Source organism: Ralstonia sp. AU12-08 (genome assembly GCF_000442475.1).
In the GTDB taxonomy this organism is placed as follows: Bacteria; Pseudomonadota; Gammaproteobacteria; order Burkholderiales; family Burkholderiaceae; genus Ralstonia; species Ralstonia insidiosa.
The window spans coordinates 85,374-111,374 of record NZ_ASZV01000013.1 but is presented as its reverse complement, the minus strand read 5'-3'; the positions used below and the strand labels follow the sequence as shown (position 1 = coordinate 111,374).

24 protein-coding genes, 1 other RNA gene and 1 pseudogene are annotated in these 26,001 nt (G+C 63.6%); 5 read left to right on the top strand and 21 right to left on the bottom strand.

All coding sequences use genetic code 11. The annotated features are described in order from the left end of the window. Window positions 1-50: 50 nt before the first annotated feature. Genes ispG through ndk form a run of 5 tightly spaced genes read right to left on the bottom strand, consistent with a single transcriptional unit; the run spans window position 51 to window position 4,886 of the window. Window positions 51-1,334 (bottom strand): flavodoxin-dependent (E)-4-hydroxy-3-methylbut-2-enyl-diphosphate synthase, encoded by a 1,284-nt coding sequence (gene ispG, locus C404_RS38990; protein WP_031329168.1) that lies wholly within the window; start codon window positions 1,332-1,334, stop codon window positions 51-53. Window positions 1,335-1,387: 53 nt separating this feature from the next. Continuing rightward, window positions 1,388-2,479, bottom strand: coding sequence for a RodZ domain-containing protein (locus C404_RS38985; RefSeq protein WP_021194190.1), 1,092 nt, complete (start codon window positions 2,477-2,479; stop codon window positions 1,388-1,390). After that, a complete protein-coding gene (gene pilW / locus C404_RS38980; protein WP_031329166.1) occupies window positions 2,472-3,269 on the bottom strand; it encodes a type IV pilus biogenesis/stability protein PilW in 798 nt (265 codons plus the stop codon). The genes C404_RS38985 and pilW overlap by 8 nt, the downstream gene beginning before the upstream one ends. After that, the gene (gene rlmN / locus C404_RS38975) at window positions 3,266-4,417 is read right to left on the bottom strand and encodes a 23S rRNA (adenine(2503)-C(2))-methyltransferase RlmN (protein ID WP_021194188.1); all 1,152 of its coding nucleotides are present in this window, start codon (window positions 4,415-4,417) and stop codon (window positions 3,266-3,268) included. Before rlmN ends, pilW begins: the two co-directional genes overlap by 4 nt. Window positions 4,418-4,460: 43 nt before the next feature. Next, window positions 4,461-4,886 carry a nucleoside-diphosphate kinase gene (gene ndk / locus C404_RS38970; RefSeq protein ID WP_021194187.1) on the bottom strand — a complete coding sequence of 142 codons (426 nt, stop codon included), beginning with the start codon at window positions 4,884-4,886 and terminating at the stop codon, window positions 4,461-4,463. 369 nt (window positions 4,887-5,255) lie between these two features. Here ndk and C404_RS38965 point away from each other — a divergent pair, with 369 nt between their 5' ends. Next, entirely contained in the window at window positions 5,256-5,960 is a 705-nt protein-coding gene (locus C404_RS38965; protein ID WP_021194186.1) for a Bax inhibitor-1/YccA family protein, read from the top strand. Window positions 5,961-6,050: 90 nt separating this feature from the next. On the opposite strand, the gene rlmD is transcribed toward C404_RS38965, so the two are convergent. Then, window positions 6,051-7,403: a 23S rRNA (uracil(1939)-C(5))-methyltransferase RlmD gene (gene rlmD / locus C404_RS38960; protein ID WP_021194185.1), complete on the bottom strand. Its 1,353-nt coding sequence runs from the start codon at window positions 7,401-7,403 to the stop codon at window positions 6,051-6,053. A 151-nt stretch (window positions 7,404-7,554) separates the two neighbouring features. On the opposite strand from rlmD, the gene C404_RS38955 reads away from it, so the two are divergent. Then, window positions 7,555-8,418: an endonuclease/exonuclease/phosphatase family protein gene (locus tag C404_RS38955; RefSeq protein ID WP_021194184.1), complete on the top strand. Its 864-nt coding sequence runs from the start codon at window positions 7,555-7,557 to the stop codon at window positions 8,416-8,418. A gap of 24 nt (window positions 8,419-8,442) precedes the next feature. On the opposite strand, the gene rpoS is transcribed toward C404_RS38955, so the two are convergent. The 4 genes from rpoS to surE are packed head-to-tail and all read right to left on the bottom strand — an operon-like array spanning window position 8,443 to window position 12,138. Beyond that, window positions 8,443-9,576, bottom strand: a complete 1,134-nt coding sequence (gene rpoS, locus C404_RS38950) for an RNA polymerase sigma factor RpoS (RefSeq protein WP_021194183.1) — start codon at window positions 9,574-9,576, stop codon at window positions 8,443-8,445. A gap of 8 nt (window positions 9,577-9,584) precedes the next feature. Continuing rightward, a complete protein-coding gene (locus C404_RS38945) occupies window positions 9,585-10,409 on the bottom strand; it encodes a peptidoglycan DD-metalloendopeptidase family protein (protein WP_031329165.1) in 825 nt (274 codons plus the stop codon). Between the two features lies 1 nt (window position 10,410). Next, window positions 10,411-11,367 carry a protein-L-isoaspartate(D-aspartate) O-methyltransferase gene (locus C404_RS38940; RefSeq protein WP_021194181.1) on the bottom strand — a complete coding sequence of 319 codons (957 nt, stop codon included), beginning with the start codon at window positions 11,365-11,367 and terminating at the stop codon, window positions 10,411-10,413. Between the two features lie 15 nt (window positions 11,368-11,382). Then, on the bottom strand, window positions 11,383-12,138 hold the full coding sequence (surE, locus tag C404_RS38935; protein ID WP_021194180.1) for a 5'/3'-nucleotidase SurE: 756 nt from the start codon (window positions 12,136-12,138) through the stop codon (window positions 11,383-11,385). A 223-nt stretch (window positions 12,139-12,361) separates the two neighbouring features. On the opposite strand from surE, the gene C404_RS38930 reads away from it, so the two are divergent. After that, window positions 12,362-13,336 carry an NADPH:quinone oxidoreductase family protein gene (locus tag C404_RS38930; RefSeq protein ID WP_021194179.1) on the top strand — a complete coding sequence of 325 codons (975 nt, stop codon included), beginning with the start codon at window positions 12,362-12,364 and terminating at the stop codon, window positions 13,334-13,336. Window positions 13,337-13,415: 79 nt separating this feature from the next. Here the strand turns inward: C404_RS38930 and C404_RS38925 are convergent, their stop codons facing one another. From C404_RS38925 to C404_RS38895, 7 genes and pseudogenes are all read right to left on the bottom strand, one after another. Beyond that, entirely contained in the window at window positions 13,416-14,522 is a 1,107-nt protein-coding gene (locus C404_RS38925; RefSeq protein ID WP_021194178.1) for an alkene reductase, read from the bottom strand. Between the two features lie 111 nt (window positions 14,523-14,633). Next, window positions 14,634-15,264: pseudogene (locus tag C404_RS38920) on the bottom strand (TetR/AcrR family transcriptional regulator). 92 nt (window positions 15,265-15,356) lie between these two features. After that, the gene (locus C404_RS38915) at window positions 15,357-16,148 is read right to left on the bottom strand and encodes an ABC transporter permease (protein WP_021194177.1); all 792 of its coding nucleotides are present in this window, start codon (window positions 16,146-16,148) and stop codon (window positions 15,357-15,359) included. A gap of 23 nt (window positions 16,149-16,171) precedes the next feature. Further along, window positions 16,172-16,984 carry an ABC transporter ATP-binding protein gene (locus C404_RS38910; protein WP_021194176.1) on the bottom strand — a complete coding sequence of 271 codons (813 nt, stop codon included), beginning with the start codon at window positions 16,982-16,984 and terminating at the stop codon, window positions 16,172-16,174. Window positions 16,985-17,057: 73 nt separating this feature from the next. Beyond that, window positions 17,058-18,107 carry an ABC transporter substrate-binding protein gene (locus tag C404_RS38905; protein WP_021194175.1) on the bottom strand — a complete coding sequence of 350 codons (1,050 nt, stop codon included), beginning with the start codon at window positions 18,105-18,107 and terminating at the stop codon, window positions 17,058-17,060. 174 nt (window positions 18,108-18,281) lie between these two features. Then, complete coding sequence (locus tag C404_RS38900; protein ID WP_021194174.1) at window positions 18,282-19,490, bottom strand: CaiB/BaiF CoA transferase family protein; 1,209 nt, start codon at window positions 19,488-19,490, stop codon at window positions 18,282-18,284. A gap of 146 nt (window positions 19,491-19,636) precedes the next feature. After that, window positions 19,637-20,551, bottom strand: a complete 915-nt coding sequence (locus tag C404_RS38895) for a LysR family transcriptional regulator (RefSeq protein WP_021194173.1) — start codon at window positions 20,549-20,551, stop codon at window positions 19,637-19,639. Between the two features lie 240 nt (window positions 20,552-20,791). Between C404_RS38895 and C404_RS38890 the strand changes: the two genes are divergently transcribed. After that, complete coding sequence (locus tag C404_RS38890) at window positions 20,792-22,108, top strand: carbohydrate porin (RefSeq protein WP_021194172.1); 1,317 nt, start codon at window positions 20,792-20,794, stop codon at window positions 22,106-22,108. A 24-nt stretch (window positions 22,109-22,132) separates the two neighbouring features. Here C404_RS38890 and recR read toward each other — a convergent pair whose 3' ends face one another. The 4 genes from recR to C404_RS38870 all read right to left on the bottom strand — a co-directional run bounded on the left by recR (window position 22,133) and on the right by C404_RS38870 (window position 25,723). Beyond that, window positions 22,133-22,756 (bottom strand): recombination mediator RecR, encoded by a 624-nt coding sequence (gene recR / locus C404_RS38885; RefSeq protein WP_021194171.1) that lies wholly within the window; start codon window positions 22,754-22,756, stop codon window positions 22,133-22,135. Beyond that, window positions 22,753-23,052 carry an antibiotic biosynthesis monooxygenase family protein gene (locus C404_RS38880; RefSeq protein WP_021194170.1) on the bottom strand — a complete coding sequence of 100 codons (300 nt, stop codon included), beginning with the start codon at window positions 23,050-23,052 and terminating at the stop codon, window positions 22,753-22,755. The genes recR and C404_RS38880 overlap by 4 nt, the downstream gene beginning before the upstream one ends. 36 nt (window positions 23,053-23,088) lie before the next feature. Then, on the bottom strand, window positions 23,089-23,436 hold the full coding sequence (locus tag C404_RS38875) for a YbaB/EbfC family nucleoid-associated protein (protein WP_021194169.1): 348 nt from the start codon (window positions 23,434-23,436) through the stop codon (window positions 23,089-23,091). A 79-nt stretch (window positions 23,437-23,515) separates the two neighbouring features. Further along, complete coding sequence (locus tag C404_RS38870) at window positions 23,516-25,723, bottom strand: DNA polymerase III subunit gamma/tau (RefSeq protein ID WP_021194168.1); 2,208 nt, start codon at window positions 25,721-25,723, stop codon at window positions 23,516-23,518. 126 nt (window positions 25,724-25,849) lie between these two features. Here C404_RS38870 and ffs point away from each other — a divergent pair. Continuing rightward, window positions 25,850-25,948: signal recognition particle sRNA small type (gene ffs / locus C404_RS59225), an RNA gene on the top strand. Window positions 25,949-26,001 lie beyond the last annotated feature (53 nt).

Here is a 26,001-nt window from a genome sequence, read left to right as displayed (position 1 = left end):
AAAAGCCGGCCTCATCTGCAGGCCGGCTTGTCATTTTTTGCTGTGAAGCCTTATGCCGTCTCGGTTTGCGCGCCGTAATGCGTGCGCACGTACTCGTCGACGATCGTCTGGAATTCTTCTGCGATGCGCTCTCCGCGCAGCGTCTTCACCTTCACGCCGTCGACGAACACCGGCGCTGCCGGCGATTCGCCCGTGCCCGGCAGCGAGATGCCGATATTGGCATGCTTGCTCTCACCCGGCCCATTGACGATGCAGCCCATCACGGCCACGTTCATCTCTTCGACACCAGGGTGCGTGACCTTCCACGTCGGCATCTGCTCGCGCAGATACGACTGGATACGTGCAGCCAGCTCCTGGAACACCGTGCTGGTGGTACGCCCACAGCCAGGGCAGGCGATGACCATCGGCGTGAAATTGCGCAGGCCCATGGTCTGCAGGATCTCCTGCGCCACGATGACTTCCTTTTCACGCGGCGCGCCCGGCTCGGGCGTGAGCGAAATGCGGATCGTGTCGCCAATGCCCTCTTGCAGCAGCACCGACAGCGCGGCCGTCGAAGCGACGATGCCCTTGCTGCCCATGCCGGCTTCGGTCAAACCGAGATGCAGCGCGTAGTTGCAGCGGCGCGCCAGCTCACGGTACACCGCGATCAGATCCTGCACGGCTGAAACCTTGCATGACAGGATGATCTGGCTACCCGGCAAACCGATTTCTTCCGCCTTCTGCGCAGACTGGATTGCCGAGGTGATCAGCGCTTCGACCATCACGGTGCGGGCATCCCATGGCGTCGCACGCCGAGCGTTCTCATCCATGATGCGTGCGAGCAGATCCTGATCCAGACTGCCCCAGTTCACGCCGATGCGCACGGGCTTGTCATAGCGGCAGGCGATCTCGATCATCTGCGCGAACTGCGTGTCACGCTTCGCGCCCTGCCCCACATTGCCCGGGTTGATGCGGTACTTGGACAGCGCCTGCGCGCACTCGGGATAGTCCTGCAGCAGCTTGTGGCCGTTGTAGTGAAAATCGCCCACCAGCGGCACGTCCACGCCCATGCGATCGAGTTGCTCGCGGATGGCCGGCACTGCGGCAGCCGCAGCCGGCGTATCCACCGTGATGCGCACCAGCTCAGAACCGGCACGCGCCAATTCCTTCACCTGGATCGCCGTGCCGATAGCATCCGACGTATCGGTGTTCGTCATCGATTGCACGCAGACCGGCGCAGCGCCGCCCACGTGAACGATGCGATCACCCCAGCGGATTTCTGCCGCGCGCGAGTTCCGGCGCGGCAGGGGGCCAGGCAAGGCAGGAGCGCAATCGAGGGGCGTGGTGGTTTCCATGATCAGACAAGGCACGGCGCCCAATCAGGCGCCGCGCCATTCAACAAAACGGTTCAGGGCAACGTGGCCCGTGCCACGCGATTGCGGGCGTACTTCTGGATGTCGACCGATGCGCCACCAACGGTGAGCGATTCAACGGCCTCAGCATTCCCGAAGGTGACCTTGAACGGCGGCGTGCCGGTCAGGTCGCGCGCGTCACCTTCCTTGGCCAAGCCGCTGGCGAGCGTCTTACCGGACTTGTCCTTGATCTCAAACCAAGAGGCGCCCGAAAAACGCACTGAGACTGCGCTGTTACCCGTTGCCGACTCTGCCGGTTTGGCGGCTTCGTTCGGTGCAATAGCGGCAGGGGCATCGACGTTCACCACGGCAGGCTTGGTGCTGGCGGCGTCAGCCACGGGTGCCAGTGCGGCGCCATTGCCATTGTCCGACCGCGGCAGCGTGGGCGGCGGTGTCAGCGGTGCTGTCACCACACCGGAAGCCGGGGCAGCCGGTGCCACGGGCGTGAGCGGCGTCGGCAGCGACGCGGCCGGCGTTTCCGTCTGTGCCGGGGCAGGTGCTTGCGCGGCCTCGGCCGGAGCCGGTTGCTGTTCAGTCGGCGCGATCTCCTTCGCGGCAGGTTCGGTGGACTGCGTAGCAGCTGTCTGCGCGGCGAACCACTGCTTCAGACGGTCCATGCCGGCAAGCGCACCGCCGGCCACAACCACGGCAACCACGAGCCCAATGAGCCAGCCGCCGCCACGACGCTTGGAAAAGCTCGGCTTGTCGGAGAATGATTCACCCAGCCCACCTTCGGGGCGCAAACCGATATTGGCGACCGGCGCACGTGCGTTCAGTCGGACAAGCTGGTCATCAACGTCAACCTGCAGAACGCGCGCATAAGCGCGGATCAGCCCCTTGGCGAACGTCATGTCCGGCAACGCACTGACATCTGCGGCCTCCACGGCCAACAGCTTGCCCGGTGCCACCTTCAGGCGCGTGGCGAGGTCTTCCACCGTCAGGCGCTGGTGCTCCCGGCCAGCGCGCAGGCGTTCAGCAATCTCGCGCAGCGCATCATCACGCTCCGGCGATACGGCCGCGGGCGAACCCGAGGCAGGCGCGGCACCTTGAGAAAGGTCGGCGGCGCTTGCCACGTCGCGGTCAGTCATCCCATGCTCCTCGTTCGAAAGCCGCCTCTTCGGGCGCATTGGGGAAACGGCGCTGCAGTTGCGCGCTCCATGCATTCTGCTGCGAGACATCGCCCACACGGCGTGCGATGCGTGCGCCCAGCCACAAGCTCTCTGCCGTCGGATTGCCGCGGCTGTTCACGCGTTCGACGAATGGCATGGCACGCGCATACTCGCGGCGCTTGTAGTAGAGCTGCGCCAACGTCATGTTGGTCAGCAGACTGTTGGCATCGATATAAGTGGCGCGGGTGAGGCTCTTCTCCGCGCTATCCAGATCGCCCTGGCGCATCTGGCAAACACCCAGGTTGGTCCACGGCTTGGCCGGGCTGCCCGCTGCCGGCGCCTCGATGGCCTGACGCAGCATCGCCATACCTTGATCGGGCTTGCCACCCTGCGAGCACAGGAACCAGCCGTAGTTGTTCAGCAGATCGCCGTCTTGTGGCGTCGCGGCCAGGGCACTACGGAAACTGTCGTCTGCCTGCTCGCGCTGGCCCAAATTCATGTAAGCCAGCGCACGAATGTGATACGCACCCGGCACGCTCGGGTCGATCGCAATGGCGTTCTTGATCTCTTCAAGCGCGGTTGCAGCCTGGCCGGCTTCCAGATATTGCGTTGCAAGCTGCAATCGGATCGCAGCACGACGGCCGATGTCTGCCTTTTGATCGGGGACGGTCGAAACTTCTCGTGTCTGTGTCTGGACCGGCGGCGGCAATGCGCATCCGGCGGCTGCCAGCGTGAAGACCAAACTGACAGCAGTCGACCAACGCTTCATGCGGTACCCATGCGGTGAGTGGAGTCGGCCCCAACCACGGGGATCTCGACGATCTTGCCAAACTTGCCGCGCTCAGCCAAGCGCGTGCGATCCTTGACCTCGCCAGCCAGCTGGCCGCAGGCAGCATCGATGTCGTCGCCACGCGTCTTACGGATGGTGGTGACGATGCCGGCGTCCAGCAGCACCTGCGAGAAACGGCGGATCTGCTCGTTGTTCGAGCGCTTCAACCCGGACTCGGGGAACGGATTGAACGGAATCAGGTTGAACTTGCACGGCACGTCAGCTACGACGCGCAGCAGTTCGCGAGCGTGCTCGACGGTGTCATTGACGCCATCCAGCATGCAGTATTCGAAGGTGATGAAATCGCGCGGCGCGAACTCGAGATAGCGGCGGCAGGCTGCCATCAGTTCGGCCAACGGGTACTTCTTGTTCAGCGGCACAAGCACGTCACGCAGCGCATCGTTGGAGGCATGCAGCGACACCGCCAGCGCAACCGGCACATCGTGCGCGAGACGGTCCATCATCGGCACCACACCCGAAGTGGATACCGTCACACGTCGGCGCGACAGGCCGTACGCGTTGTCGTCCAGCATCAAACGCAATGCGGGCACCAACGCATCGTAGTTCAGCAACGGCTCGCCCATACCCATCATCACGACGTTGGTGATGACGCGGTCATCCTTGGGGCCGCGGCCAAGTTGCTTGCGCATGGCGAATTCGGCCATCCAGAGCTGGCCGATGATCTCGCCCGAGCTGAGGTTGCGCGAGAACCCTTGCTTGCCGGTCGAACAGAACCGGCAATTGACGGCACATCCCGCCTGAGACGACACGCACAGTGTGCCGCGCGTCTCTTCCGGGATGTAGACCGTCTCGACGGCATTGCCTTGCCCCACGTCGACCAGCCACTTTCGTGTGCCGTCCGTCGAGAGGTGATCGGAAATGACCGCCGGCGCCTGGATGTTGGCGCGGGTCGCGAGCTTTTCGCGCAGCGACTTGGCGAGATCGGTCATCTCGCCAAAATCGGACGCGCCCGACTGGTGAATCCAGCGCTGCAATTGCTTGGCGCGGAACGACTTCTCGCCCAGGCTCTCGCAGTACGCGAGAAGGCCCTGTGCATCGAAATCGAGGAGATTCACCACATCGTTCATGACTTGCAACCCGAAACCACCAATTCCAGTCTAGTGTTGACGCTTAGCGGCTGTAAATGTTCAGGCCGGGGAAGAAGAAAGCGACTTCCACAGCAGCCGTTTCAGCAGCGTCCGAACCGTGCACGGCGTTGGCGTCGATGCTGTCAGCGAAATCGGCGCGGATCGTGCCCTTCTCTGCCTTCTTCGGGTCGGTTGCACCCATCAGGTCACGGTTCTTGGCGATTGCGTTTTCGCCTTCCAGCGCTTGCACCATCACCGGGCCCGAGATCATGAAGTCAACCAGATCCTTGAAGAACGGGCGCTCCTTGTGCACAGCGTAGAACTGCTCGGCTTCACCGCGCGACAGATGGATCATCTTGGCCGCAACGACCTTCAGGCCTGCGCCTTCGAAACGGGCGTAGATCTGACCGATGACATTCTTGGCCACTGCGTCCGGTTTGATAATCGAGAGGGTGCGTTCGATCGCCATTAAAAACTCCAAAAAATGAAGGTGTTACGTGAAAGATAAACGTTAGATTCTAACACGGGGCGCAGCCAGATTGGATGTCAAGCGGTGCAACCCCGCCTAGCGCCCAACTGCCGCCGAAGGCGATCCATGCATCACTCTGCCCGCCTCGCGCGACGTGACAAGGGGAACGGGCTTAGGATTGCCTTATTGAGAGCATAAAAAGTCACCCCGGAAGTGCCCTTTCCGACGCGATCATCGCCCGGACGCCGGAACCGCATGGCATCCTGCCCGCTCAAAGTAAGGACGACGCGACTTGCAAAAGCGCACTGTGGATGCCACATTCGCAACGTCGTCGCATTGTCTGCAATGTCATTCACCCAAGGAGTTCGCATGGACAACCAACTCAACACGTACGGTTTTGGCGCTTCCGGCACCGCCGGCGCGTTGGCCGTCCGCAACCGTGTGCTGCGCAATACCTATTGGCTGCTCGCGCTTTCGATGATCCCCACCATCCTCGGTGCGTGGATCGGCGTCACCACTGGCTTCAACCTGATGGGTGGCCGCCCGCTGATGGGCTTCATCATCTTCATGGCCGTGGCGTTTGGCTTCTTCTACGCCATCGAGCGCTTCAAGAACAGCGGCCTGGGTGTGGCATTACTGCTCGGCTTCACGTTCTTCATGGGGTTGATGCTGTCGCGCCTGATCGGCTTCACGCTCGGCAGCTACTCGAACGGCGCGGCGCTGATCATGACGGCATTCGGCGGCACGGCGATCATCTTCGGCGTGATGGCGACGGTGGCCACGGTCAGCAAGCGGGACTTCTCGGGCCTGGGCAAGTGGCTGTTCATGGGCGTACTGGTACTGATCGTCGCATCGGTGGCCAATATCTGGCTGCAAATGCCCGCGATGATGCTGACGATCTCGGTGCTGGCCATCGCGATCTTCTCGGCCTACATCCTGTTCGACGTGCAACGCGTCGTGAACGGCGGCGAGACCAACTACGTGACCGCCACGCTGGCGATCTACCTGGACGTCTACAACATCTTTACGAACCTGCTGGCGATCCTGGGGATCTTCGGCGGCAATCGGAACTAAGTACTCGCAGCGCGCTGGAAACAGCGCAGCGAAAAAAACCGGCGCCTGGTGCGCCGGTTTTTCTTTGCCTGAGAGATACGCGATAGCGGATCAGTCGCGTTCAAACACTGCCATCGACTCCACGTGCGACGTGTGCGGGAACATGTTCACCACACCCGCCCCAGCCAACCGGTAACCAGCTTCGTGCACCAGCAAGCCCGCGTCGCGCGCCAACGTCGCCGGGTTGCACGACACATAGACGATACGCTTGGGCAGGAGCGTCAGCGCGCCACCACCGCGTTGCGCCAGCTCTGCCAACGCCTTGGAAACAGCCAGTGCCCCTTCACGCGGCGGATCGACCAACCAGCGGTCAAACTTGCCCAGCGCGGCAATATCGTCCGCAGTCACTTCGAAGAGGTTGCGGCAAGCGAACGTCGTCTTCACATCGAGCCCGTTGTGCTGAGCATTGGCGAGCGCACGCGTAGTCAGCGCTTCGCTGCCTTCGATGCCCATGACCTCGCGGGCGCGCGTGGCCATTGGCAGCGTGAAATTGCCGATCCCGCAGAACAGGTCGAGCAAGCGATCGCCCGGCTGCGCATCCAGCAGCTTCAGCGCCCGCGACATCAGTACACGGTTGATCTGGTGATTGACCTGCGTGAAATCTGTCGGCTTGAACGGCATCGTGATGCCGAACTCGGGCAGCGTGTACGTCAGCGCACGGTCGAGCGGATAGAACGGATACACCGTATCCGGCCCCTTGGGCTGCAGCCAGAATTGAACGTTGTGCTGATCAGCAAACGCGCGCAGCTCCGCCTCGTCAGCGGCGGTGAGCGGCTCGAGGTTGCGCAGCACCAGCACCGTCACATCCTGACCGACAGCCAGTTCGATCTGCGGCATACGCTGGAAGATGGAGAGACGCCCCACCAGCCCACGCAACGGCACCAGCAGCGCCGAGACATGCGGCGGCAGCACTTCGCATGAGGTCATGTCGACCACATAACTGCTCTTTCGCTCGTGAAAGCCCACCAGCACGCCACCCTTGGCTGCCACGTGACGTACCGTCAAACGGGCGCGATAGCGATAGCCCCAATCCGGCCCTGCAATCGGCCGGAACACGACGTCTGGGCGCAACTTAGCCAAGTGCCACAGATCGTCCTCCAGCACACGCTGCTTGATGGCGACCTGCGCGCGCGAATCGAGATGCTGCATCGAGCAGCCGCCACACACGCCAAAGAACTGGCACTGCGGCGTCACACGCGAGGCGGACTGGCGCAGAATGCTCACCACACTCGCCTGCTCGTACGACGGCTTCACGCGGCGGCTGCGATACGTCACCAGTTCACCCGGCAACGCGCCTTCTACGAAGACAACCTTGCCCGGCGTGCCATCCTCGTTGGCCAGACGGCCAATGCCGCGCGCCTCGCCATCGAGCGAGACAATCTCCAATGGGCCGGCTACCGGCATCTCGGGCTTCCTTCGCCCACGCGGGGCCTTGGCCGGCGCGGCAGTTGCGGAATCGGAAGACGACGGCGTGGCGGTGGGTGCAGCTTGAGACACGGGCGAGCCTGAACAAATTGGGGACAAGGGCGGCATTGTAAGACACCGGAGGACCCGCATGGGCACCGTTATCCTGACGTGGAACATCCAGTGGGGCCGAGGCGCGGACGGGCGCGTCGACCTCATGCGCCAACTCACCGAAGCGCGCGCAATGGCTGACTTCGACGTGCTCTGCCTGCAGGAAGTCACCTGCGGCTTCGGCAACCTGCCCGGCCACCCGAGCGCCAACCAGTGGGGCGAACTCGCTGATGCGCTCGGCCCGGAATACACCGTGATCGGCGGCTTTGCGCTTGAGCGCCATGACGGCGCGCACGTGCAGCGCTTCGGCAATGCGATCGCCACGCGCCTGTCGGTGCTCTACGTCATGCGCCACGCACTGCCCTGGCCACCGGATGCCACACCGGCGATGCCGCGCATGGCCATCGAAGCGCTCATGCAGACCGCATTCGGACCACTGCGCATCATCACGACACATCTGGAGTACTACTCAGAGACCCAGCGACTGGCACAGATCGACGCGCTACGGGCAATTCACGCGGAAGGCTGTGGTCGCGCGGCGCACCCGCCCGTACTTGGCGCGGAGTCAGCGGCTGGCCCGTTCCGACCGCTTGCGCAAACGACCGCCACGATCATCTGCGGCGACCTCAATTGCAAGCCTAACTCCACGCCCAAGCGCCTGGCAACGGTTCCATTTTCACGGGAACCGGCACTGCACGATGCGTGGGAGATTGCACATGGCGCAACGCCGCAGCCGCCAACCTTCGGCGTACACGATCGCACCGACTGGACCGAGCCGGCCTACGCGTGCGACTACATGCTGATCAGCGAACCTCTGAAGTCGCGCGTGCTGCGCGTGGAGGTGAACAGCGCCACGCAGGCATCGGACCATCAGCCGATGCTGCTGGAGCTACGTAACGATTGATAGGGCGAACTGGACAGCGGCGCCTTACAGCACCGCGTCCTTGCGCACGCCTTGTGAGGCGAAATGGCGTTTGAGCTTGACCAGCGCTTCTTGCTGGATCTGGCGCACGCGTTCGCGCGTGAGGCCCATCTCAGCAGCCAGCTCTTCCAACGTGGCAGGTTCGATGTGGTTGAGGCCGAAGCGGCGCTCGACCACGTAGCGATGCTTGTCGGACAAGCGCGCCAACCACGACTTCATCAGTTGCGACAGCTCGCGATGCGCCACCTCCTGATCCGGCGAAGCACCATGCTCATCCGACAGGAAATCGAGGAGGCTGGTGCCCGGATCGAGATCGAACGGCGTATCGAGCGAGGTCGTATGCTCGTTGAGCGAGAGCACGTCCTGCACTTCATCCGTGGTCTTGCCGAGCAGGTGTGCGATGTCTTCCAGGCTCGCATCGCGTCCATCCACCCCGCTCTTTTCCAGATGGCGCTTGGCGCGCAGCACCTGATTGAGCTCACGAATCACGTGGACCGGCAGGCGAACCGTACGCGCCTGGTTCATGATGGCGCGCTCGATACTTTGGCGGATCCACCACGTGGCGTAGGTCGAGAAACGGAAGCCACGCTCTGGATCGAACTTCTCAATCGCGTGCATCAGACCGAGGTTGCCCTCTTCGATCAGATCAAGCAGCGGCACGCCGCGGTTCAAATAGCCCTTTGCGATGCTGACAACGAGGCGCAGGTTGCGCTCGATCATCACTTGCCGCGCGGCAAACTCGCCCGCCTTTGCCAAGGTCGAGAAATGCAGCTCCTCGGCCGGCGTGAGCAACGGCTTGATGCTGATGCGATTGAGATAGTGCTGGACGGTATCGGCAGCCAATTCGGCCTGCAGCACCTTGCGGAAATCCTCCTCCGGTGCGGCCTCTTCCGATTCCTCTTCGTCGTCTTCGTCTTCGTCAGGCTCGTCGGCACTGTCGGAAACGTCGTTGACGTCGACTGGCTCTGCGGCAGGCAGATCGTCGATCAGTGTGTCGACAACCTCGATCTCTTCCGCCGGAGGTTGCGCCGCGCCGCGCGCACGCCGCCCCGCGCGCCCATTCTGGGTGCTTTGGCCATCTGCAGCGTCGATGTTGTCATCGGCGGGGGTGGCGGGCGTAGCGGCTTTCTGGCGCGGCATGCATTCCTCTATTGAGGCGGCAGGAAGCGCATCGGATCGACCGGCTTACCGTTGCGGCGCACTTCGAAGTGAAGCTTCACGCGATCCGCATCGGTACTGCCCATTTCTGCGATCTTCTGCCCTTTCTTGACCGTGGATTGCTCGGTGACCAGAACCTTGTCGTTGTTGCCGTAGGCGGTCAGGAACGTGTCGTTGTGCTTGATGATGACAAGATTCCCGTACCCACGCAAGGGTCCGACGTGGATCACTTTTCCGTCATCTGCAGCGACCACGGCGTCACCACGTTTGCCACCGATGTCGATGCCCTTGTTGGCCTTGTCATCGAAGCGATTGAGGAGCGCGCCACGTGCCGGCCAGGCCAGTGCGATTGCGCTATCGCTTGCCCCGGCAGAGGCGCTGGACGTGGATGTGGGTGACGTTGCAGGCGTGGAATCGACCGGCTGCGCGCTCGTGTTGCCCGAGCGGACCGGCGTAACAACCGCGCCGCTGCTACTGACATCCGCGTTCGGCGGTACGACGCGTATCAATTGATCGACCTCGATCTGATTCGCATTCGGGATGTTGTTCCACGCCACAAGATCACGCGGTGCCTGGCCGTTGCGCAGAGCGATGCTGTACAGCGTATCGCCGCGCTTGACTCGATAGTAGCCGGGGGGCGGCGGCTCTTGTGAGGCAGCGGAGGTGGTACCGGCACGCGAGGTGCGGTCGAGAACGGGTGCCTGGTTGCCGGAGGATGCGCAAGCCGCCAGCAGTGCGGCCGACACCATCGCCACGGCAAGCCGGCCGGTGCGTGCGGGGCTTGGAGGGTTCATGGAACTCCGGGAAATGAACATGCTAAACAGTTCCTGATTTTAAAGGGACAAAGAAAACGCCTTCAAGCGCGGTACTGTGAAACTGGAAGCGGCTGCGGCGCTCGATCAGCACTAACTGCTGCGCCGGGCCCGAGCCACTGCTATTGCGGTCAATCGCCACCGGGGCGATCAAGCGACCGCCAACGGCAAGCTGGTCGAGCAGCGCCTGCGGCACCTCCATTCCGGCTGCGGCCAGGATGATGGCGTCGAACGGTGCTGCTTTCGGCAACCCCAGCATGCCGTCGCCGTAATGCAGGCGGATGTTTGGCACGCGGAGTGGCCGCAAGTTCGCTTTCGCTTTCTCATGCAGCGGACGGATACGCTCGATCGAATACACCTCGTCGGCCACCTGAGACAGCACGGCGGCCTGATAGCCGCAGCCAGTTCCAATTTCGAGCACGCGCGCAAGCGGCAAGCTTTGCGCACGCGCGGGACGCTCGCGCAGCAACAACTCGATCATCCGGCCGACCACCGAGGGCTTCGAGATCGTTTGCTGATGACCAATTGGCAGCGCGGAATCTTCATAGGCTTGCGAGGCCAAGCCAGCATCCACGAATAGATGGCGCGGCACCGAGCCAATCGCGGCCAGCACGCGCTTATCGCTCACACCCGCGGCTTGCACGCGTCCAACCAATGCCTGGCGCGCACGATCCGATGCCATACCGCCTGCTGCCGCATGCGCAGCGGCCGTACGCGCCTGTACGGCACTCGCCGCGACGGCACCGACCGCAGCGTCAACGCCCGCCACCCGCTGCGGAGCAGGCGCTGGAGCCGACGCGGACTGCACGCGCTCGACCGACGCCGCACGCGCTGGCGTCGGCCGGGAAACGGCACTCACACCGGACGAGATGCGCGTCTCGCGCTGGCGCTCCACCGGCTTGCGCTCGACCACCGCGTCAAGCGTCAGAGGAAAGCGCCGGCCGCGCGAATGTTCAGACATGGGCCACCGTGGCGATCATGGCGTCTGCCAGCGGCGCACGGTGCGCAACTGCGCCGTGTCGGTCAGATCGAGCTGCAGCGGCGTCAATGAGACAAAACCGTGCGCGACCGCATGGAAATCGGTGCCTTCGCTGGCGTCCTTGGCGTCGCCGGCGGCGCCGACCCAGAAGATCGGTTCGCCGCGCGGGTTGGCCTGGCGGATCACCGGTTGCGACTGGTGCCGCTTGCCCAAGCGCGTGGCACGCCAGCCGCCAAGTTCGCTGTATGGCAGATTCGGAATGTTCACATTCAGGAGCATCTGCCCCTCGAGCGGATCGGACAGGTAGCGCTCGACCACCTCGCGGACGACGCGCTCGGCAGCATCGAGGTGTGTCCAGCCCTTATCGACCTGCGAAAACGCGATCGACGGAATACCGAACAGATACCCCTCGATGGCGGCAGCGACGGTGCCGGAATACAGCACGTCCTCGCCCATGTTCTGCCCCTGGTTGATACCAGAGACGACCAGGTCGGGCTTCTCTTCGATCATGCCGGTCAGGGCGATATGGACGCAGTCCGTCGGGGTGCCGTTGACGAAGCGGAAACCCTTCTGGGCACCGTCCGTTGCTTCAAACACCGATAGCGGACGCTGGAGCGTGAGCGAGTTGGATGCACCGCTGTGATTCTGCTCCGGTGCCACCACCGTTACGCGGCCCAGGGGGCTGAGCGCACGGTGCAGCGCGGCGAGACCTGGCGCGAGGTATCCGTCGTCGTTGGCGATAAGAATATGCATGGCGCGGATTGTAACCGAGCAACGTTAACGAATCGTGCTCACGAGCACGTAGTACACGCTTACAAAAACCGATCGATATATCGTCCAACCGATTGCCCACCGCACGGCCCGCGATCGAATCGAACGACCGTGCTTTTATTCGGTTACACTGCCAGACGAGATCGCGCACGAAGCATGCGAGACACGCGAACCATCCAACGCAAGACCGTTCAGGAGACACACCATGAAAGCCGTCGTCTGCAAGACCTGGGGCCCGCCCGAATCGCTGGTGATTGAAACGCTGCCGGACCTCTCGCCGGGCGCTGGCGAAGTTGTCATCGACGTGAAGGCCGCGGGGGTGAATTTTCCCGACGTGCTAATCATCCAGAACAAATACCAGTTCAAGCCGGAGCTGCCGTTCACACCGGGCTCGGAAGTGGCGGGCGTGGTCAACGCGGTGGGCGATGGTGTGTCGCATGTGAAAGCGGGCGACCACGTGATCGCGTTCCTTGGCCAGGGTGCATTTGCCTCGCAGGTGAAAGCGTCGGCCAAGGTGGTGATGCCGATGCCGCCGGGCATGGCGTTTGATACGGCAGCAGCGTTCACCCTCACCTACGGCACGTCGCACCATGCGGTGGTCGATCGCGGCCAACTGAAGGCGGGCGAAACGATGCTGGTGCTGGGTGCGGCGGGCGGCGTGGGGCTGGCGGCCATCGAAATCGGCAAGGCCATCGGCGCGCGCGTGATTGCCGCTGCGTCGAGCGATGAAAAGCTCGCTGTCTGCAAGGACCACGGCGCCGATGCGCTGATCAACTACGCGACCGAAGACCTGCGCGAACGCATCAAGGAACTGACGGACGGCAAGGGCCCGGACGTGATCTATGACCCGGTTGGCGGCATCTATGCAGAGCCGGCGTTCCGTTCGATCGCCTGGCGCGGCCGCTATCTAGTGGTGGGCTTTGCCAACGGTGAAATCCCCAAGATGCCGCTGAACCTGGCGCTGCTCAAGGGCGCGTCGTTGGTAGGCGTGTTCTGGGGCGAGTTCGCGCGTCGCGAGCCGAAGGCCAATCTGGCCAATATGATGCAGATGATCGGCTGGATGAAAGAAGGCAAGATTCGTCCGCATATTTCAGCGCGCTATCCGCTGGAGCAGACCACGCAGGCGCTGCTGGACATGGCGGCACGCAAGGTGACGGGCAAGGTGGTCATCCAGCCCTGAGCGTTACCCGCACGCCGAATAGAAAAGCCGCGCTAGGCAATCGCCAGCGCGGCTTTTTTGTTGGGACAGCCCGTACTGATTAGGCCGCTTCTTCCAGCGTCGGGTAGTCGGTGTAGCCCTTTTCCTGGCCGCCGTAGTAGGTGTTGCGATCCGGCTTGTTGAGCGTTGCACCAGCACGGAAGCGCGCCACCAGATCCGGGTTGGCGATAAACGGACGGCCAAAGGCCACCGCATCGGCCAGACCCGAAGCCACCATCTGCTCACCCTCTTCCGCGCTGTACTGGCCGCAGACGATGAGCGTGCCCTTGAAGGCATCGCGCAATTGGCGGCGGAATTCGGTGGACAGTTCTGGACCACCCGCCCAATCCGGCTCGGCGATGTGCAGGTAGGCGATGCCACGCTTGGTCAGCTCACGTGCGAGATACAGCGCGCTGGCCTCGGCTTCGGCATCTGCGATGTCGTGCGCAACAAAATGCGGCGACAAGCGAATGCCAACGCGATCCGCGCCGATTTCGGCAATGGCCGTATCGACGACTTCCAGAATCAGGCGCGCACGGTTTTCCAGCGAGCCGCCGTACTGATCAGTGCGCTGATTGCTGTTGGTGGAAAGGAACTGGTGCAGCAGGTAACCGTTGGCGGCATGGATTTCGACGAAATCAAAGCCGGCGCGGCGTGCACGCAGTACGGCCTGACGGTACTGCGCAATGATGCCCGGGATTTCTTCCGTCGCCAGCGCGCGCGGCTCGCTGGTGGGCTCGTTGCCCGGCGTGCCGTCAGGGTGCACGACAAAGCTCTGCGCGCCCTTGGCGACGATGGCCGACGGCGCGACCGGCGCCTGGCCGTTCTCTTGCAGCAGCGTGTTCGAGATGCGGCCCACGTGCCAGAGCTGCTGTGAGATGCGACCACCCTTGGCGTGCACCGCATCCACCACGGCCTTCCAGCCGGCTTCCTGTGCGTCGGTGTACATGCCCGGCGTCCAGGCGTAACCCTGGCCCTGGCGGGAAATTTGCGTGGCTTCCGTCACGATCAGGCCGGCTGTCGCACGCTGCGCGTAGTAGGTCACGTTCAGCTCCGTCGGCACGTCGCCGGGCTGGCCGGCGCGCGAACGCGTGAGCGGCGCCATGACGATGCGGTTGGCGAGGGTCGTGCGACCGACCTGGACAGGCGACAACAGTTGTTGGGTCATATCAGCTCCAGAAAGAGAGAATGCTTATTACTATTCGACCGGTCATCTAGAACCGGAGTCAAAAAAAAAAAAGCGAGGAACGTGCCTCGCCGGCAATGGATTCGGTTGCGATCAATGTGTTGGCTTGGCCAGCAAGATTTCAGTTTGCGCCACGCAGCTCCGGAACGCCGCGACACGTCCGGTGTGCCTTGGCCAGCAGCGCCCCGCCCATCCACATGGCATACAGACCTTCAGCCAGATGGCGTGCATCGCTCACCGGTGCGAGCGAACCATCGGCGACACCCGCCTCAATCACGCTGGCAATGCGATCCACCATGCGTGTCATCCCCGTCGACAACACCTTGCGCATCGGTTCCGACAGGTCCGACACCTCACCCGACAACTTGACGGCCAGGCAGGTGACTTCGCATGCGCTGCGCTCGTGCAGGTCAATCCAGGCAGTGAAGTACCGCAGCAGCCGTTCGCGTGCGGTCAGGCGCGTGTCGTTGAACAGGCTGACGACACCCGCGTCGTAGTCCTGGAAGTAGCGCTCCAGCATGGCAACGCCAAAGTCTTCCTTGGAGCCGAAGTAGTAATAGAACGACCCCTTGGGCACCTGCGCACGGCCAAGGATTTCCGCCAGCCCCACGGCCGAGAAGCCACGCCCGAGGATCAGCTCGGCGCCGGCGTCCAGAATGCGGTCGCGGGTGTCGTGCCGGGCTTCGGTGCCTTCAGCGGTGACGGGTTCGGGGTGCTTGCTCATGGTGAATCGGATTGTAGTAGACCGACCGTCTAGTTGCACAACCCTGCTCACGGCAGGGTTGTTGTGACCTTCAGTGAGCCTACTTCGGGTGTTCAGAGCTTTTCGGTTTCGCCGGTCTTGGGCTGCCAGCGCATCAGACGCTTTTCCACCAGACCGACCAGCCAGTCGAGCACCAGCGCAAACACTGTCAGCACGACAATGCCGGCAAACACGGTGTTGATGTCGAACGTGCCCTCGGCCTGCAGGATCAGGTAACCGACGCCGCGCGCAGAGCCCAGGTACTCGCCCACCACTGCCCCCACAAACGCCAGACCCACCGACGTATGCAGCGACGAGAACACCCAGCTCGTTGCGCTCGGCAGATAGACGAAGCGCAACAGCTGTCGCTGCGAGGCCCCCAGCATGCGCGCATTGGACAGCACCACGGGGCTCACTTCTTTCACGCCCTGGTAGACGTTGAAGAACACGATGAAGAACACCAGCGTGACCGCCAGCGCAACCTTCGACCAGATCCCCAGCCCGAACCACACGCCGAAGATGGGCGCCAGGATCACGCGCGGCATCGAGTTGGCGGCCTTGATGTACGGGTCGAGCACCGCAGACACCGCAGGGCTCAGCGCCAGCCACAGCCCAGCGCCCAGGCCGGTGGCCGTGCCGATCACGAAGGCCAGCACGGTTTCCGCCAGCGTCACCCCAAGGTGTTGGTAAATATCCCCTTCGGTAACGAACCATGCCCAGATGCGCTGCGCAACGATGAGCGGTTCACCGAAGAAAAATGCGACGTCTTGCGAGCGCGTAGCGAAGTGCCAAACACCCAGCGTGACGACGAGGAGGCCAAGCTGCCAGGCGCGCAGCGTGAACGGAGAGAGCGGACGATTAGCCATGAGAGAGATCAGTCGAATTCGGTTCAGGCCACGCGGCGATGCTGCTGGTAACCCTTGAGCACTTCTTCGCGCAACACATCCCAGATGCGGGCGTGCAGGTTGACGAAGCCGGCTTGATCACGGATCTCGGCCACATCGCGCGGGCGCGGCAGGTCGATCACGAACTCGCCAATCGGGTGCGTGCCGGGGCCGGCCGACAGCACGACCACGCGGTCGCTCATGGCAATGGCCTCGTCCAGATCGTGTGTGATGAACAGCACGGCCTTGCGCTTGGCGGCCCAGAGGTCAAGCACCTCGTTCTCCATCAACTGGCGCGTCTGGATGTCGAGCGCAGAAAACGGCTCGTCCATGAGGATGATGTCGGGGTCGAGCACCAACGTTTGCGCCAGGCTCACACGCTTGCGCATGCCGCCGGAGAGTTGATGCGGGTAGCGATCTTCAAACCCGGCCAGACCCACGCGCGTCAGCCACGACATCGCCAGTTCGCGCGCTTCCTTGTCGGGCGTGCCGCGGAATTCCAGCCCGGCCAGCACATTGTCGAGCGCGCTGCGCCACGGCATCAGTGCTTCAGCCTGGAACATGTAGCCGGCGCGGCGGTTGATGCCGGCCAGCGGTTCGCCGAACACGCGCACCTGCCCTGACGATGGTTGCAACAGCCCCGCCGCCAGGTTCAGCAAGGTGGATTTGCCACAGCCGGTCGGGCCCACCACCGAGACGAACTCGCCGGCCTGGATATCCAGCGTCGTGTTCTGCACGGCGGTGTAGCGCTGGCCCGGTTTGTCAGGCGAGAGGAAGGTACAGGTAATCTGGTCGAACGAAAGCGCGGGCGTCGTCATGGTGTCTGCCTGTTGGCTACCAAGAAAGCAATGCGCCCGGCTGGACCGGGCGCAGGATAAGAGTCTGTTGGACTTAGTGGTACTTCGCGTTGGCCTTTTGCACGAAGGCGTTGGTGAAGGTCTGGTCCAGCTTGATCTGCTTGCCCTTCACTTCCGCGTCGAACTCCGACAGCGTACGCAGTGCCGTGGTCGGGCCGTCGGCGGGCATTGCGCCATCTGGCGAGATGGCCTCACGCACCTTGTCCCAGGCCGCCAGATACAGCGCGCGATCCCCCAGCAGGTAGGCTTCCGGCACGGTCTTGACGATGTCCGACGGGCCCGCCTTCTGCAGCCACTTCAGCGCACGCACCATGGCGTTGGTCAGCGCTTGTGTCGTGTTTGGGTTCTTCTGGATGAACGCAGTGGATGCGTACAGGCAGCCAGCCGGCATGTTGCCCCCGAAGACGGCCTTGGTATCGGCCAGCGTACGGGTGTCGGAAACGACGCGCACTTCGTTCTTCTGCGTGAGCATCGACATGACCGGGTCCAGGTTGGCCAGCGCGTCGATCTGCCCTGCGCGGATGGCCGCAATGGCACCGTTGCTCGGGCCCACACCGATGATCGACACCTCATTCGGCTTGATGCCGGCGCGGGCCAGCACGTAGTTGACCATGATGTTGGTCGACGAGCCCGGGGCCGTCACGCCGATCTTCTTGCCTTTCAGGTCAGCGATCGACTTGTAGTTGGGCATCGTCTTGTTGTTGACCGCCAGCACGATCTGCGGGGCGCGGCCTTGCAGCACGAACTCCTGGTACATCTGGCCCTTGGCCTGCAACACCAGCGTGTGCTCGTAGGCGCCGCTCACCACGTCCGCGCTGCCGCCCACCACGGCCTGCAGTGCCTTGGCACCGCCGGCAAAGTCGACGATCTCGACATCCAGGCCTTCGTCCTTGAAGTAGCCCAAGCGCTCGGCAATCGTCAGCGGCAGGTAGTAGAACAAGGCCTTGCCGCCCACGGCGATGGTCACCTTGCTCTTCTCCGGCTTGCCCTGCGCCAGCACGGCGGGGCTGGCTGCCAGCAGGCTCGTCGCGCATAGCGCTGCGCCCATCCATTTTGCCCAGCGGCTGATGCCTCGTGTCCCCATGCTTGTCTCCTGAATGCGTTGTTCTGCGAACCTGTCCACGATCCTACTGCGCGCCCCGATCTTGGCTCTGCGATGCTCACTACGGATCGAGAACAGGTTCTCCAGCGTTCACTGCCTTGGCGGCGATATTACCGCAACGATTTGCCACACAACATGCGGGATGGTCCTAGCTCCTTAGCTTGCCGCCTCGGCAATCACGCCTTGTGCGGCCAACGCATCGATCTGCGCGTCGGTCAGGCCATGGCTGCGCAGCACGTCGCGTGTGTGCTGACCCAGGCGCGGAGCGCTGGCCTGTACCGCACCGGGTGTGCCGGAAAGCTTGGGCACCACACCCGGCATCTCCACATCGATGCCCGACTGCGCACGCACGGTCTCGATGACACCCCGCGCGCGATAGTGCGGGTCGGCGGCAATGTCAGCGATGGTGTAGATCGGGCCACTGGGCACCTCGGCCTCTTGCAGCGCAGCCAGAACCTCCGCAATGGGAAGCGCTCCCGTCCACGCGTTGATAGCGGCATCGATCTCGTCGACGCGGGCGGCGCGGCCATCGTTGCGCGCAAGCCCTGGATCATCGGCGAGGTCTGGTCGGCCCATGCGCTGCATCAGGCGGCGGAAGATGTTGTCACCGTTCGCGGCAATCAAGACGTATTCGCCGCCCGCACAGCGATAGGCATTGGATGGCGCAATGCCAGGCAATGCCCCGCCTGCCGGATGGCGAATGGCGCCGAATACCGAGTACTCCGGCAGCAAACTCTCCGTCAGGTTGAAGACCGACTCATACAAGGCTACGTCGATCACCTGCCCCTTGCCGCCGCGCGCGTCGCGTTCATAGAGCGCGAGCAGCACGCCGAGCGCACCGTGCAACCCGGCAATCGTGTCGCCCAGCGACAGTCCAGCACGCGCAGGCGGGCGCCCCGGCTCACCGGTCAGGTAGCGCAGGCCGGCCATCGCCTCGGCAATCGCTGCAAAGCCCGGCTCGTCGCGCTTGGGGCCAGTCTGACCGTAGCCCGATACGCGCAGCATGATGAGCTTTGGATTGATGGCGGACAGCGCCTCGTACGACAGACCCCACTTCTCCATCGTGCCGGGGCGGAAATTTTCAATGAGCACGTCGGCCTCGGCGGCCAGCTTGCGCACCACCTCCTGGCCCTCGGGCACACGCAAATCCACGCAGACAGACTGCTTGTTGCGCGACTGCGCCTCCCACCAGACCGAGGTGCCTTCATGCAGCATCCGCCATTTGCGCAGCGGATCGCCCTGACCCGGCGGCTCGATCTTGATGACCTGTGCGCCGAAATCGGCGAGCGTCTTGGCGGCAAACGGCCCGGCAATCAATTGCCCGAGTTCGAGCACGCGGATGTTCTGCAAAACCTGTGTCGGCATGGTCGTATAGAGAACGTTGAATTCAGAACCTGTTCACGATCCGTAGCGAGCGGCCCGAGGTTGGCAGGAGAAGCGCAGCCGTACAAGAGTACGGCGAGCATCGCAGTGCCAAGATCGGGCTGCGCAGTAGGATCATGAACAGGTTCTCAGAGTGCGGCAGGATTGCCGAGTAGATGCGTCATCAACAGGCGCGCAGAACTGGTGAGTGCCTCCGGGTCGCGCACGCCCACCAGCAGACGGCGATGTGCCCACTCGTCTTGCAGCGGCACCAATGCGAGGCCCGCACCCGGCAGGCCCGACACGTGTCCCTGTGCGGCAATACGCGGCAGCACCCCCACGCCCAGACCCGAGGCCACCATGCGGCAGACCGCCTCGAAGCTGCGCACCTGAATGCGCAAGCGCAGCGGCTTGCCCAGGCGCTGGCTCTCTTCCAGCAGTTGCGCGGCCAGTGACGTGCCCGGCGGCAGGCTGACGAAATCGAACTCCACCGCATCGGCAAAACTCACCTGCTTGCGGCCTGCCAGCGGGTGGTTGCGCGGCGTGACAAGGGCGAGATCGTCCTCGCGGTAGTCAAACGATTGCAACCCATCGCATGGTGTGCCGGCGGCGAAGATGCCGAGGTCTGCACGGTTCTCGCGCAGCGCGGCGACGATATCGCCACTGTCCTGCTCCTCCAGCGCGATGCGGATGGCCGGATTGGCCAGCATGAAGGCAGCCAGGTCATCGGCCAGGAACTGCGTGATCGACGAGGTATTGGCCCACACACGCACCTGCCCGCGTGTGCCGGCGGCAAAGTCCGACAGCGCGCCGGCCATGCGTTCGACGTCCTGCAGAATGCCCACGGCATGGCGAAAGCATGCCTGGCCAGCCTCAGTCAGCTCCACGCCAGCAGCATGGCGATACAGCAGCGGCGCGCCCACTGCGGCCTCTAGGTCGGAAATCCGCTTGCTTGCCGCGGCCACGGCCAGGTGTGATTGCCGCGCCCCAGCAGAAATGCTGCCCAGCCGGGCCACCGCCACAAACAGGCCGAGGGTGACGAGATCGAAGCGGGCAAGGTTCATCGTGAAGCCATCTGGCGGAGTTGGAGAAATGCGACAGGTTCGTGCAAACGGCGCGGTTTTCACCGGTTGGTCATGACACGGCGTTTACTATCGCCGGGTTTTTGCCTATTCCGAGCGCACAACCCTGGAATTCTAGCGGCTGCCCTCTACGTTGCGCCCATGCCATCCTCGTCTCTTCGCCTCGCACCCCGGTCTTTTTTTCACCGTACCAAGCGTGCCGGCACCGCCCGGCAGGCCCTGATGGCCGTCATGCTAACGCTGGGCCTGCAGGGGATTGCCCTGGCAGCAGATGCCGACACCCCGCCTGCGGACATCCCAGAGCCCGAACGCTGGAACATTCACGGGCAGTTCACCAATGTGACGCAATGGCACCCGTCGTTCCACGCGCCGTATAGCGGCACAAACAGCCTGACACCAGAGACCAATAACAAAGAGACGGCCGACATCACGCTTTATCTTGGCGTGCGTCTATGGAAAGGTGCAGAGCTGTACGCCAACCCCGAAGTCGACCAGGGTTTCGGCCTGAACAACACGGTCGGGCTGGCCGGCTTCTCCAGTGCGGAAGCCTACAAAGTTGGCAACAACACCCCGTATCGCAAGCTGCCGCGCCTGTTCCTGCGACAAGTCATCGATCTGGGTGGCGAGCAACAGGCAGTAGAGAGCGGGCCCAACCAGCTTGCCGGCAGCCATTCGGCCAACAACCTGACCATCACCGTCGGCAAATTCTCGGTCGTCGACATCTTTGATACGAACACCTATGCGCACGACCCGCGCGGTGACTTCCTGAACTGGTCGGTCGTCGATGCCGGCGCGTTTGACTACGCCGCGGACGCCTGGGGTTACACGCACGGCTTGGCGGTGGAGTGGACGCAATCGTGGTGGACGCTGCGCGGCGGCTTGTTCGCACTGTCGAACGTGCCCAACAGCATCACCATCGACACCACATGGAAGCAATACCAGTGGGTGGGGGAATTCGAAGCGCGCCAGAACTGGTTCGGCCGCCCCGGCAAAGTCAAGCTGCTGGCGTTCGCCTCGCGCGGCAAGATGGGCGGCTACGGCGATGCAGTGAACCTGGCCCAACAGACCGGCACCACACCGGACACCGGTCTCGTGCGGCGACTCGCCTGGCGCCCCGGCATTGCGGTGAACCTGGAGCAAGAGGTCACTGATGACGTAGGGGTCTTCGCCCGCGCCAGCATGAACGACGGCAGCAAGGAGACGTTCGAATTCACCGACATCAACCAGTCGGTGTCGGCAGGGCTCTCGCTCAAGGGCACGCGTTGGGGGCGCCCGAACGACACGTTTGGCGCGGCAGTGGTGGTGAATGGCTTGTCAGGCGCGGCACGCCAATACTTTGCGGCTGGCGGCATGGGTGTGCTGATCGGCGATGGCGCGTTGAACTACGGCACCGAGCGCATCGCCGAGCTGTACTACAACTGGGCAGTCGTGAAGCACTTAACGCTGGGCTTGAACTATCAGTACGTCGTCCACCCTGCGTACAACCGGGATCGCGGCCCGGTGTCCATCGTGGGTGCGCGCATCCACGCTGAGTTCTAAAAAGCGCCTCGGAAGTTCGGAAGATCAGAGCTGGCGCCGATCCAGCACCGCGCGGGCGATCGTGCCCGCGTCGACATATTCCAGCTCGCCACCCACCGGCACGCCACGCGCCAGACGCGTCGCCTTGATGCCGCGCGCCTTGAGCATCTCGCCGATGTAGTGTGCGGTGGCCTCGCCTTCGCTAGTGAAGTTGGTGGCGAGGATAACCTCGGCACAGGGCCCGCCCAGCGCAGGATCGGTCGCGCGGGCCAGCAAGCGTTCGAGGTGGATCTCCTTCGGGCCGATGTTGTCCAGCGGCGAGAGCCGCCCCATCAGCACGAAGTATTGGCCGCGATATGTGAGTGTCTGCTCAATCATCATCTGATCGGCGGGCGTTTCCACCACGCACAGCACAGACGCATCACGGCGCGAATCCAGGCAGGTTTCGCAGACTTCCTGCTCAGTAAAGGTGTTGCAGCGGCTGCAATGTTGGATCGATTCGGTGGCCTCGCTCAGCGCCTGCGCCAGGCGCTCCGCACCATCACGATCATGCTGCAGCAGGTAGTACGCCATGCGCTGCGCAGACTTCGGGCCGACGCCCGGCAGTACGCGCAGGGCCTCGACCAGCATCTGCAGCGCCGATGGCGTGCCCGAACCGCCGCGCGTCATGCCTGCTCCCAAACCAGCGTATGGTGCAGCACTTCCGGCATCGGATCGTAGAAGTGATGCAGCAGTGCGCGCCAGCGCTGGTACTCGGCCGACTGCCGGAAACCCACGGTGTGGTCTTCCAGCGTCTGCCACTGCACCAGCAACAGGTAGTCGCCAGGCTTTTCCACGCAGCGTGACAGCGTCAGCGAAATAAAGCCCTGCATTGCACCGATGATGTGACGGGCCTCGCCAAAAGCCGCCTCGAAGGCGGCTTCCTGGCCGGGCTTGACGTGCAGCAGCGCAGATTCCAGCACCATGGCGCGATCCTAATCAGCGTGATTTAGGGCGTGACCTTAGAACGGCAGCTTGAAGCCCGGCGGCAGCATGCTCGCCATGCCACCCAGACCCGACGTGAGCGAGCCCATCTTCTCTTGCGTGGTGGCCTCGGCCTTGCGCACGGCGTCGTTGAACGCTGCGGCGACTAGGTCTTCCAGCAGTTCCTTGTCTTCGCCTTCGGCCACCAGGCTCGGGTCGATCGACACGCGCTTCACGTCATTCTTGCAGGTCATCACCACCTTCACGAGGCCAGCGCCAGACACGCCTTCCACCTCGATCAGGGCAAGCGCTTCCTGCGCCTTCTTCATGTTTTCCTGCATTTGCTGGGCTTGCTTCATCAGCCCGGCGATCTGGCCTTTCATCATGGTTGTTGCTCCTTGCAATGGGTCATACGAGGCGCACCGCTTGATTGGGTGCGCCGGTGTTCAGTTTGGAAATGCGTGTTCAGTGCGCGTGCGGCTGGATCGAACCCGGGACGACCTGCGCGGCAAAGTCCCGCACCAGCGCTTGCACGAACGGGTTGGCAGCGATGGCATCTTCAGCATCACGCTGGCGTTGGGCGCGCAGCTCAGCATCGGCGGCGGCAGCTGTCGCACGTGCAGCACCGATGTCGCACGCCACGCGTATCGGCGTGCCGAAGTGCTCCGTCAGCGCGGCTTCCAGCCGCTCCACGACACCAGCTTCGGTCAATGCCGGCAGTGGTACGCGCAGGCGCACGGTCACGCCCTCCACTGCCACCAGTTCACTCTGGTGCGCAAGCTGCTGAGCCAGACCACGCATCGGCAAGCTGGCCGCAAGCTTGGGCCAGTCACCATCGAACGTGGTGAGGCTGCTTGCACTCAAGTCAGGCGGCATGGCGGCCGCCACGGGCTCCGGCGCAACGGGCTTGGCTTGCACCGGTACTGGCGCGACGGCGGGTGGTTCGACCGGCGCAGAACCCGTAGCCGGCGCAGAAGCGCCAGGACGCGCGTTCGAGGCCGAATCCCAGCCCGCGAACGCGGCATCGATCTCTTCCAGCGACGGCGAGGCAAACTCGCCAGGCATTTCATCCCATGGCGGTGGGCCATCGTCGGGCGATGCAGCCGATGCAGCCCGCGGCTCACGACGCGGCGGTGGCGACGCCGGGGCAGCCACCGGATTCGGGCGCGGCCCAGCGGCAGCAACGGGGCGTGCGACTGGTGCAGGAGCGGCCACTGGCGTCGCGGCCGGTGCGGAGGCGCCGCCACGACCGCGGCTCGACGCCTGACGGGCTGCAGCCAATGCCTCCATGGCCGGCGAACGGCGCGCTGGTGCACTGGTGGGCGCCGCAGCCGGCGTTTCAACCGCTGGCGCCACTGCTGCAGGCGCAGACGGGGACACTTGATAAGTTGCGCGCGGCGCCTCAACCACCGGCTCCGGACGCGCCGCAGACGTCGTCTGCGCAACCGGCGCCACTGCCGGCGCACTAGCCGCCATGGTCGGACGTGGGGATGCAGCCGGCACACTCGCCGCTGGAGACGACACTACCCGCTTACCGCCACCACCCGAGGGCGGCGTCGCGTCGCCACCCGACTGCCCGGGCTGGAACGCCAGCATGCGCAGCAGCGTCATCGTGAAGCCGGCGTATTCGTCGGGCGCCAAGGCCAACTCATTGCGGCCAAGGTTGGCAAATTGATAGAACAGTTGCACCGACTGTGCGTCGAAGCGCTCGGCCAGTCGGCGCACATCGTCGGCTTCGGGCCAATCGTCCTGCACGGCGGCCGGCACGACCTGCGCCAGCGCAATCTTTTGCAGCAGCGACGCCAGATCCTGCAGTGCACCCGAGAAGCTCAGGCTGCGCCCCGCCATCTCATCAGCAATCTCGACGAGTCCTGCGCCGTTCTCGTCGGCCAGTGCATCGAGCAGGCGCACGAGGTAGCTCTGGTCAATCGCACCGAGCATGCCGCGCACAGCAGCTTCACTCACCTCGCCGGCGCTGTAAGCGATCGCCTGATCCGTGAGCGACAGCGCATCACGCATCGAACCCTGTGCAGCGGCAGCCAGCAGGCGCAGCGCATTCGCCTCGTGGGCGATGTGCTCTTCACCGAGGATGTGCTCCAGGTGCGACACGATGTGCCCCGGCGGCATCTGCTTGAGGTTGAACTGCAGACAGCGCGACAGCACCGTCACCGGAATCTTCTGCGGGTCGGTGGTCGCGAGAATGAACTTGACGTGCTCTGGCGGCTCTTCCAGCGTCTTCAGCATCGCGTTGAAGGCGTGGTTGGTCAGCATGTGCACTTCGTCGATCATGTAGACCTTGAAGCGGCCAACCGTCGGGGCATAGACCGCGCGGTCGAGCAGCTGAGCCATCTCGTCGACACCGCGATTGGACGCGGCGTCCATCTCGATGTAATCGACAAAACGCCCGGCATCGATCTCCGTACAGGCGCGGCACACGCCGCACGGCTGCGCGGTGATACCGCCCTGCCCGTCTGCACCGACGCAGTTGAGCGATTTGGCGAGAATGCGCGACAGCGTGGTCTTGCCGACACCGCGCGTCCCCGTGAAGAGGTAGGCATGGTGCAGGCGCTGCTGTTCGAGCGCATGCGTGAGCGCGCGCACCACGTGCTCTTGACCGACGAGCGTGGTGAAATCGCGAGGGCGCCACTTGCGGGCGAGCACTTGATAACTCATGCGGCGGATTGTAGCAAAGCGAGGTGGATTTCCGACGTGCTTTCCGAGGGTTCGAACATGGTGCGCGCCGAGTGAATTGCAAGGATATTCCGGTGAGGATGCGCGAGTCGGTTACAATGCCGGTCGGACGGGCCTCCTCGCATGGTGGCGCGGTCAACCTGGTCAGGTCGGGAACGAAGCAGCCACAGCCGTTTTCCGCCAGTGCCGAGGGTCAGGCTCGTCCCCCTTCTCTTTTCCCTTCCGCATTGCCCCTCCCCCGTTTGTTTGTGTCGCCAGCG

What these genes read in the sequence shown, in the direction of transcription:
- ispG (WP_031329168.1), bottom strand. Translation starts at nt 1,334, where the DNA reads ATGGAAACCACCACGCCCCTCGATTGCGCTCCTGCCTTGCCTGGCCCC.
- C404_RS38985 (WP_021194190.1), bottom strand. Translation starts at nt 2,479, where the DNA reads ATGACTGACCGCGACGTGGCAAGCGCCGCCGACCTTTCTCAAGGTGCC.
- pilW (WP_031329166.1), bottom strand. Translation starts at nt 3,269, where the DNA reads ATGAAGCGTTGGTCGACTGCTGTCAGTTTGGTCTTCACGCTGGCAGCC.
- rlmN (WP_021194188.1), bottom strand. Translation starts at nt 4,417, where the DNA reads ATGAACGATGTGGTGAATCTCCTCGATTTCGATGCACAGGGCCTTCTC.
- ndk (WP_021194187.1), bottom strand. Translation starts at nt 4,886, where the DNA reads ATGGCGATCGAACGCACCCTCTCGATTATCAAACCGGACGCAGTGGCC.
- C404_RS38965 (WP_021194186.1), top strand. Translation starts at nt 5,256, where the DNA reads ATGGACAACCAACTCAACACGTACGGTTTTGGCGCTTCCGGCACCGCC.
- rlmD (WP_021194185.1), bottom strand. Translation starts at nt 7,403, where the DNA reads ATGCCGGTAGCCGGCCCATTGGAGATTGTCTCGCTCGATGGCGAGGCG.
- C404_RS38955 (WP_021194184.1), top strand. Translation starts at nt 7,555, where the DNA reads ATGGGCACCGTTATCCTGACGTGGAACATCCAGTGGGGCCGAGGCGCG.
- rpoS (WP_021194183.1), bottom strand. Translation starts at nt 9,576, where the DNA reads ATGCCGCGCCAGAAAGCCGCTACGCCCGCCACCCCCGCCGATGACAAC.
- C404_RS38945 (WP_031329165.1), bottom strand. Translation starts at nt 10,409, where the DNA reads ATGTTCATTTCCCGGAGTTCCATGAACCCTCCAAGCCCCGCACGCACC.
- C404_RS38940 (WP_021194181.1), bottom strand. Translation starts at nt 11,367, where the DNA reads ATGTCTGAACATTCGCGCGGCCGGCGCTTTCCTCTGACGCTTGACGCG.
- surE (WP_021194180.1), bottom strand. Translation starts at nt 12,138, where the DNA reads ATGCATATTCTTATCGCCAACGACGACGGATACCTCGCGCCAGGTCTC.
- C404_RS38930 (WP_021194179.1), top strand. Translation starts at nt 12,362, where the DNA reads ATGAAAGCCGTCGTCTGCAAGACCTGGGGCCCGCCCGAATCGCTGGTG.
- C404_RS38925 (WP_021194178.1), bottom strand. Translation starts at nt 14,522, where the DNA reads ATGACCCAACAACTGTTGTCGCCTGTCCAGGTCGGTCGCACGACCCTC.
- C404_RS38915 (WP_021194177.1), bottom strand. Translation starts at nt 16,148, where the DNA reads ATGGCTAATCGTCCGCTCTCTCCGTTCACGCTGCGCGCCTGGCAGCTT.
- C404_RS38910 (WP_021194176.1), bottom strand. Translation starts at nt 16,984, where the DNA reads ATGACGACGCCCGCGCTTTCGTTCGACCAGATTACCTGTACCTTCCTC.
- C404_RS38905 (WP_021194175.1), bottom strand. Translation starts at nt 18,107, where the DNA reads ATGGGGACACGAGGCATCAGCCGCTGGGCAAAATGGATGGGCGCAGCG.
- C404_RS38900 (WP_021194174.1), bottom strand. Translation starts at nt 19,490, where the DNA reads ATGCCGACACAGGTTTTGCAGAACATCCGCGTGCTCGAACTCGGGCAA.
- C404_RS38895 (WP_021194173.1), bottom strand. Translation starts at nt 20,551, where the DNA reads ATGAACCTTGCCCGCTTCGATCTCGTCACCCTCGGCCTGTTTGTGGCG.
- C404_RS38890 (WP_021194172.1), top strand. Translation starts at nt 20,792, where the DNA reads ATGGCCGTCATGCTAACGCTGGGCCTGCAGGGGATTGCCCTGGCAGCA.
- recR (WP_021194171.1), bottom strand. Translation starts at nt 22,756, where the DNA reads ATGACGCGCGGCGGTTCGGGCACGCCATCGGCGCTGCAGATGCTGGTC.
- C404_RS38880 (WP_021194170.1), bottom strand. Translation starts at nt 23,052, where the DNA reads ATGGTGCTGGAATCTGCGCTGCTGCACGTCAAGCCCGGCCAGGAAGCC.
- C404_RS38875 (WP_021194169.1), bottom strand. Translation starts at nt 23,436, where the DNA reads ATGATGAAAGGCCAGATCGCCGGGCTGATGAAGCAAGCCCAGCAAATG.
- C404_RS38870 (WP_021194168.1), bottom strand. Translation starts at nt 25,723, where the DNA reads ATGAGTTATCAAGTGCTCGCCCGCAAGTGGCGCCCTCGCGATTTCACC.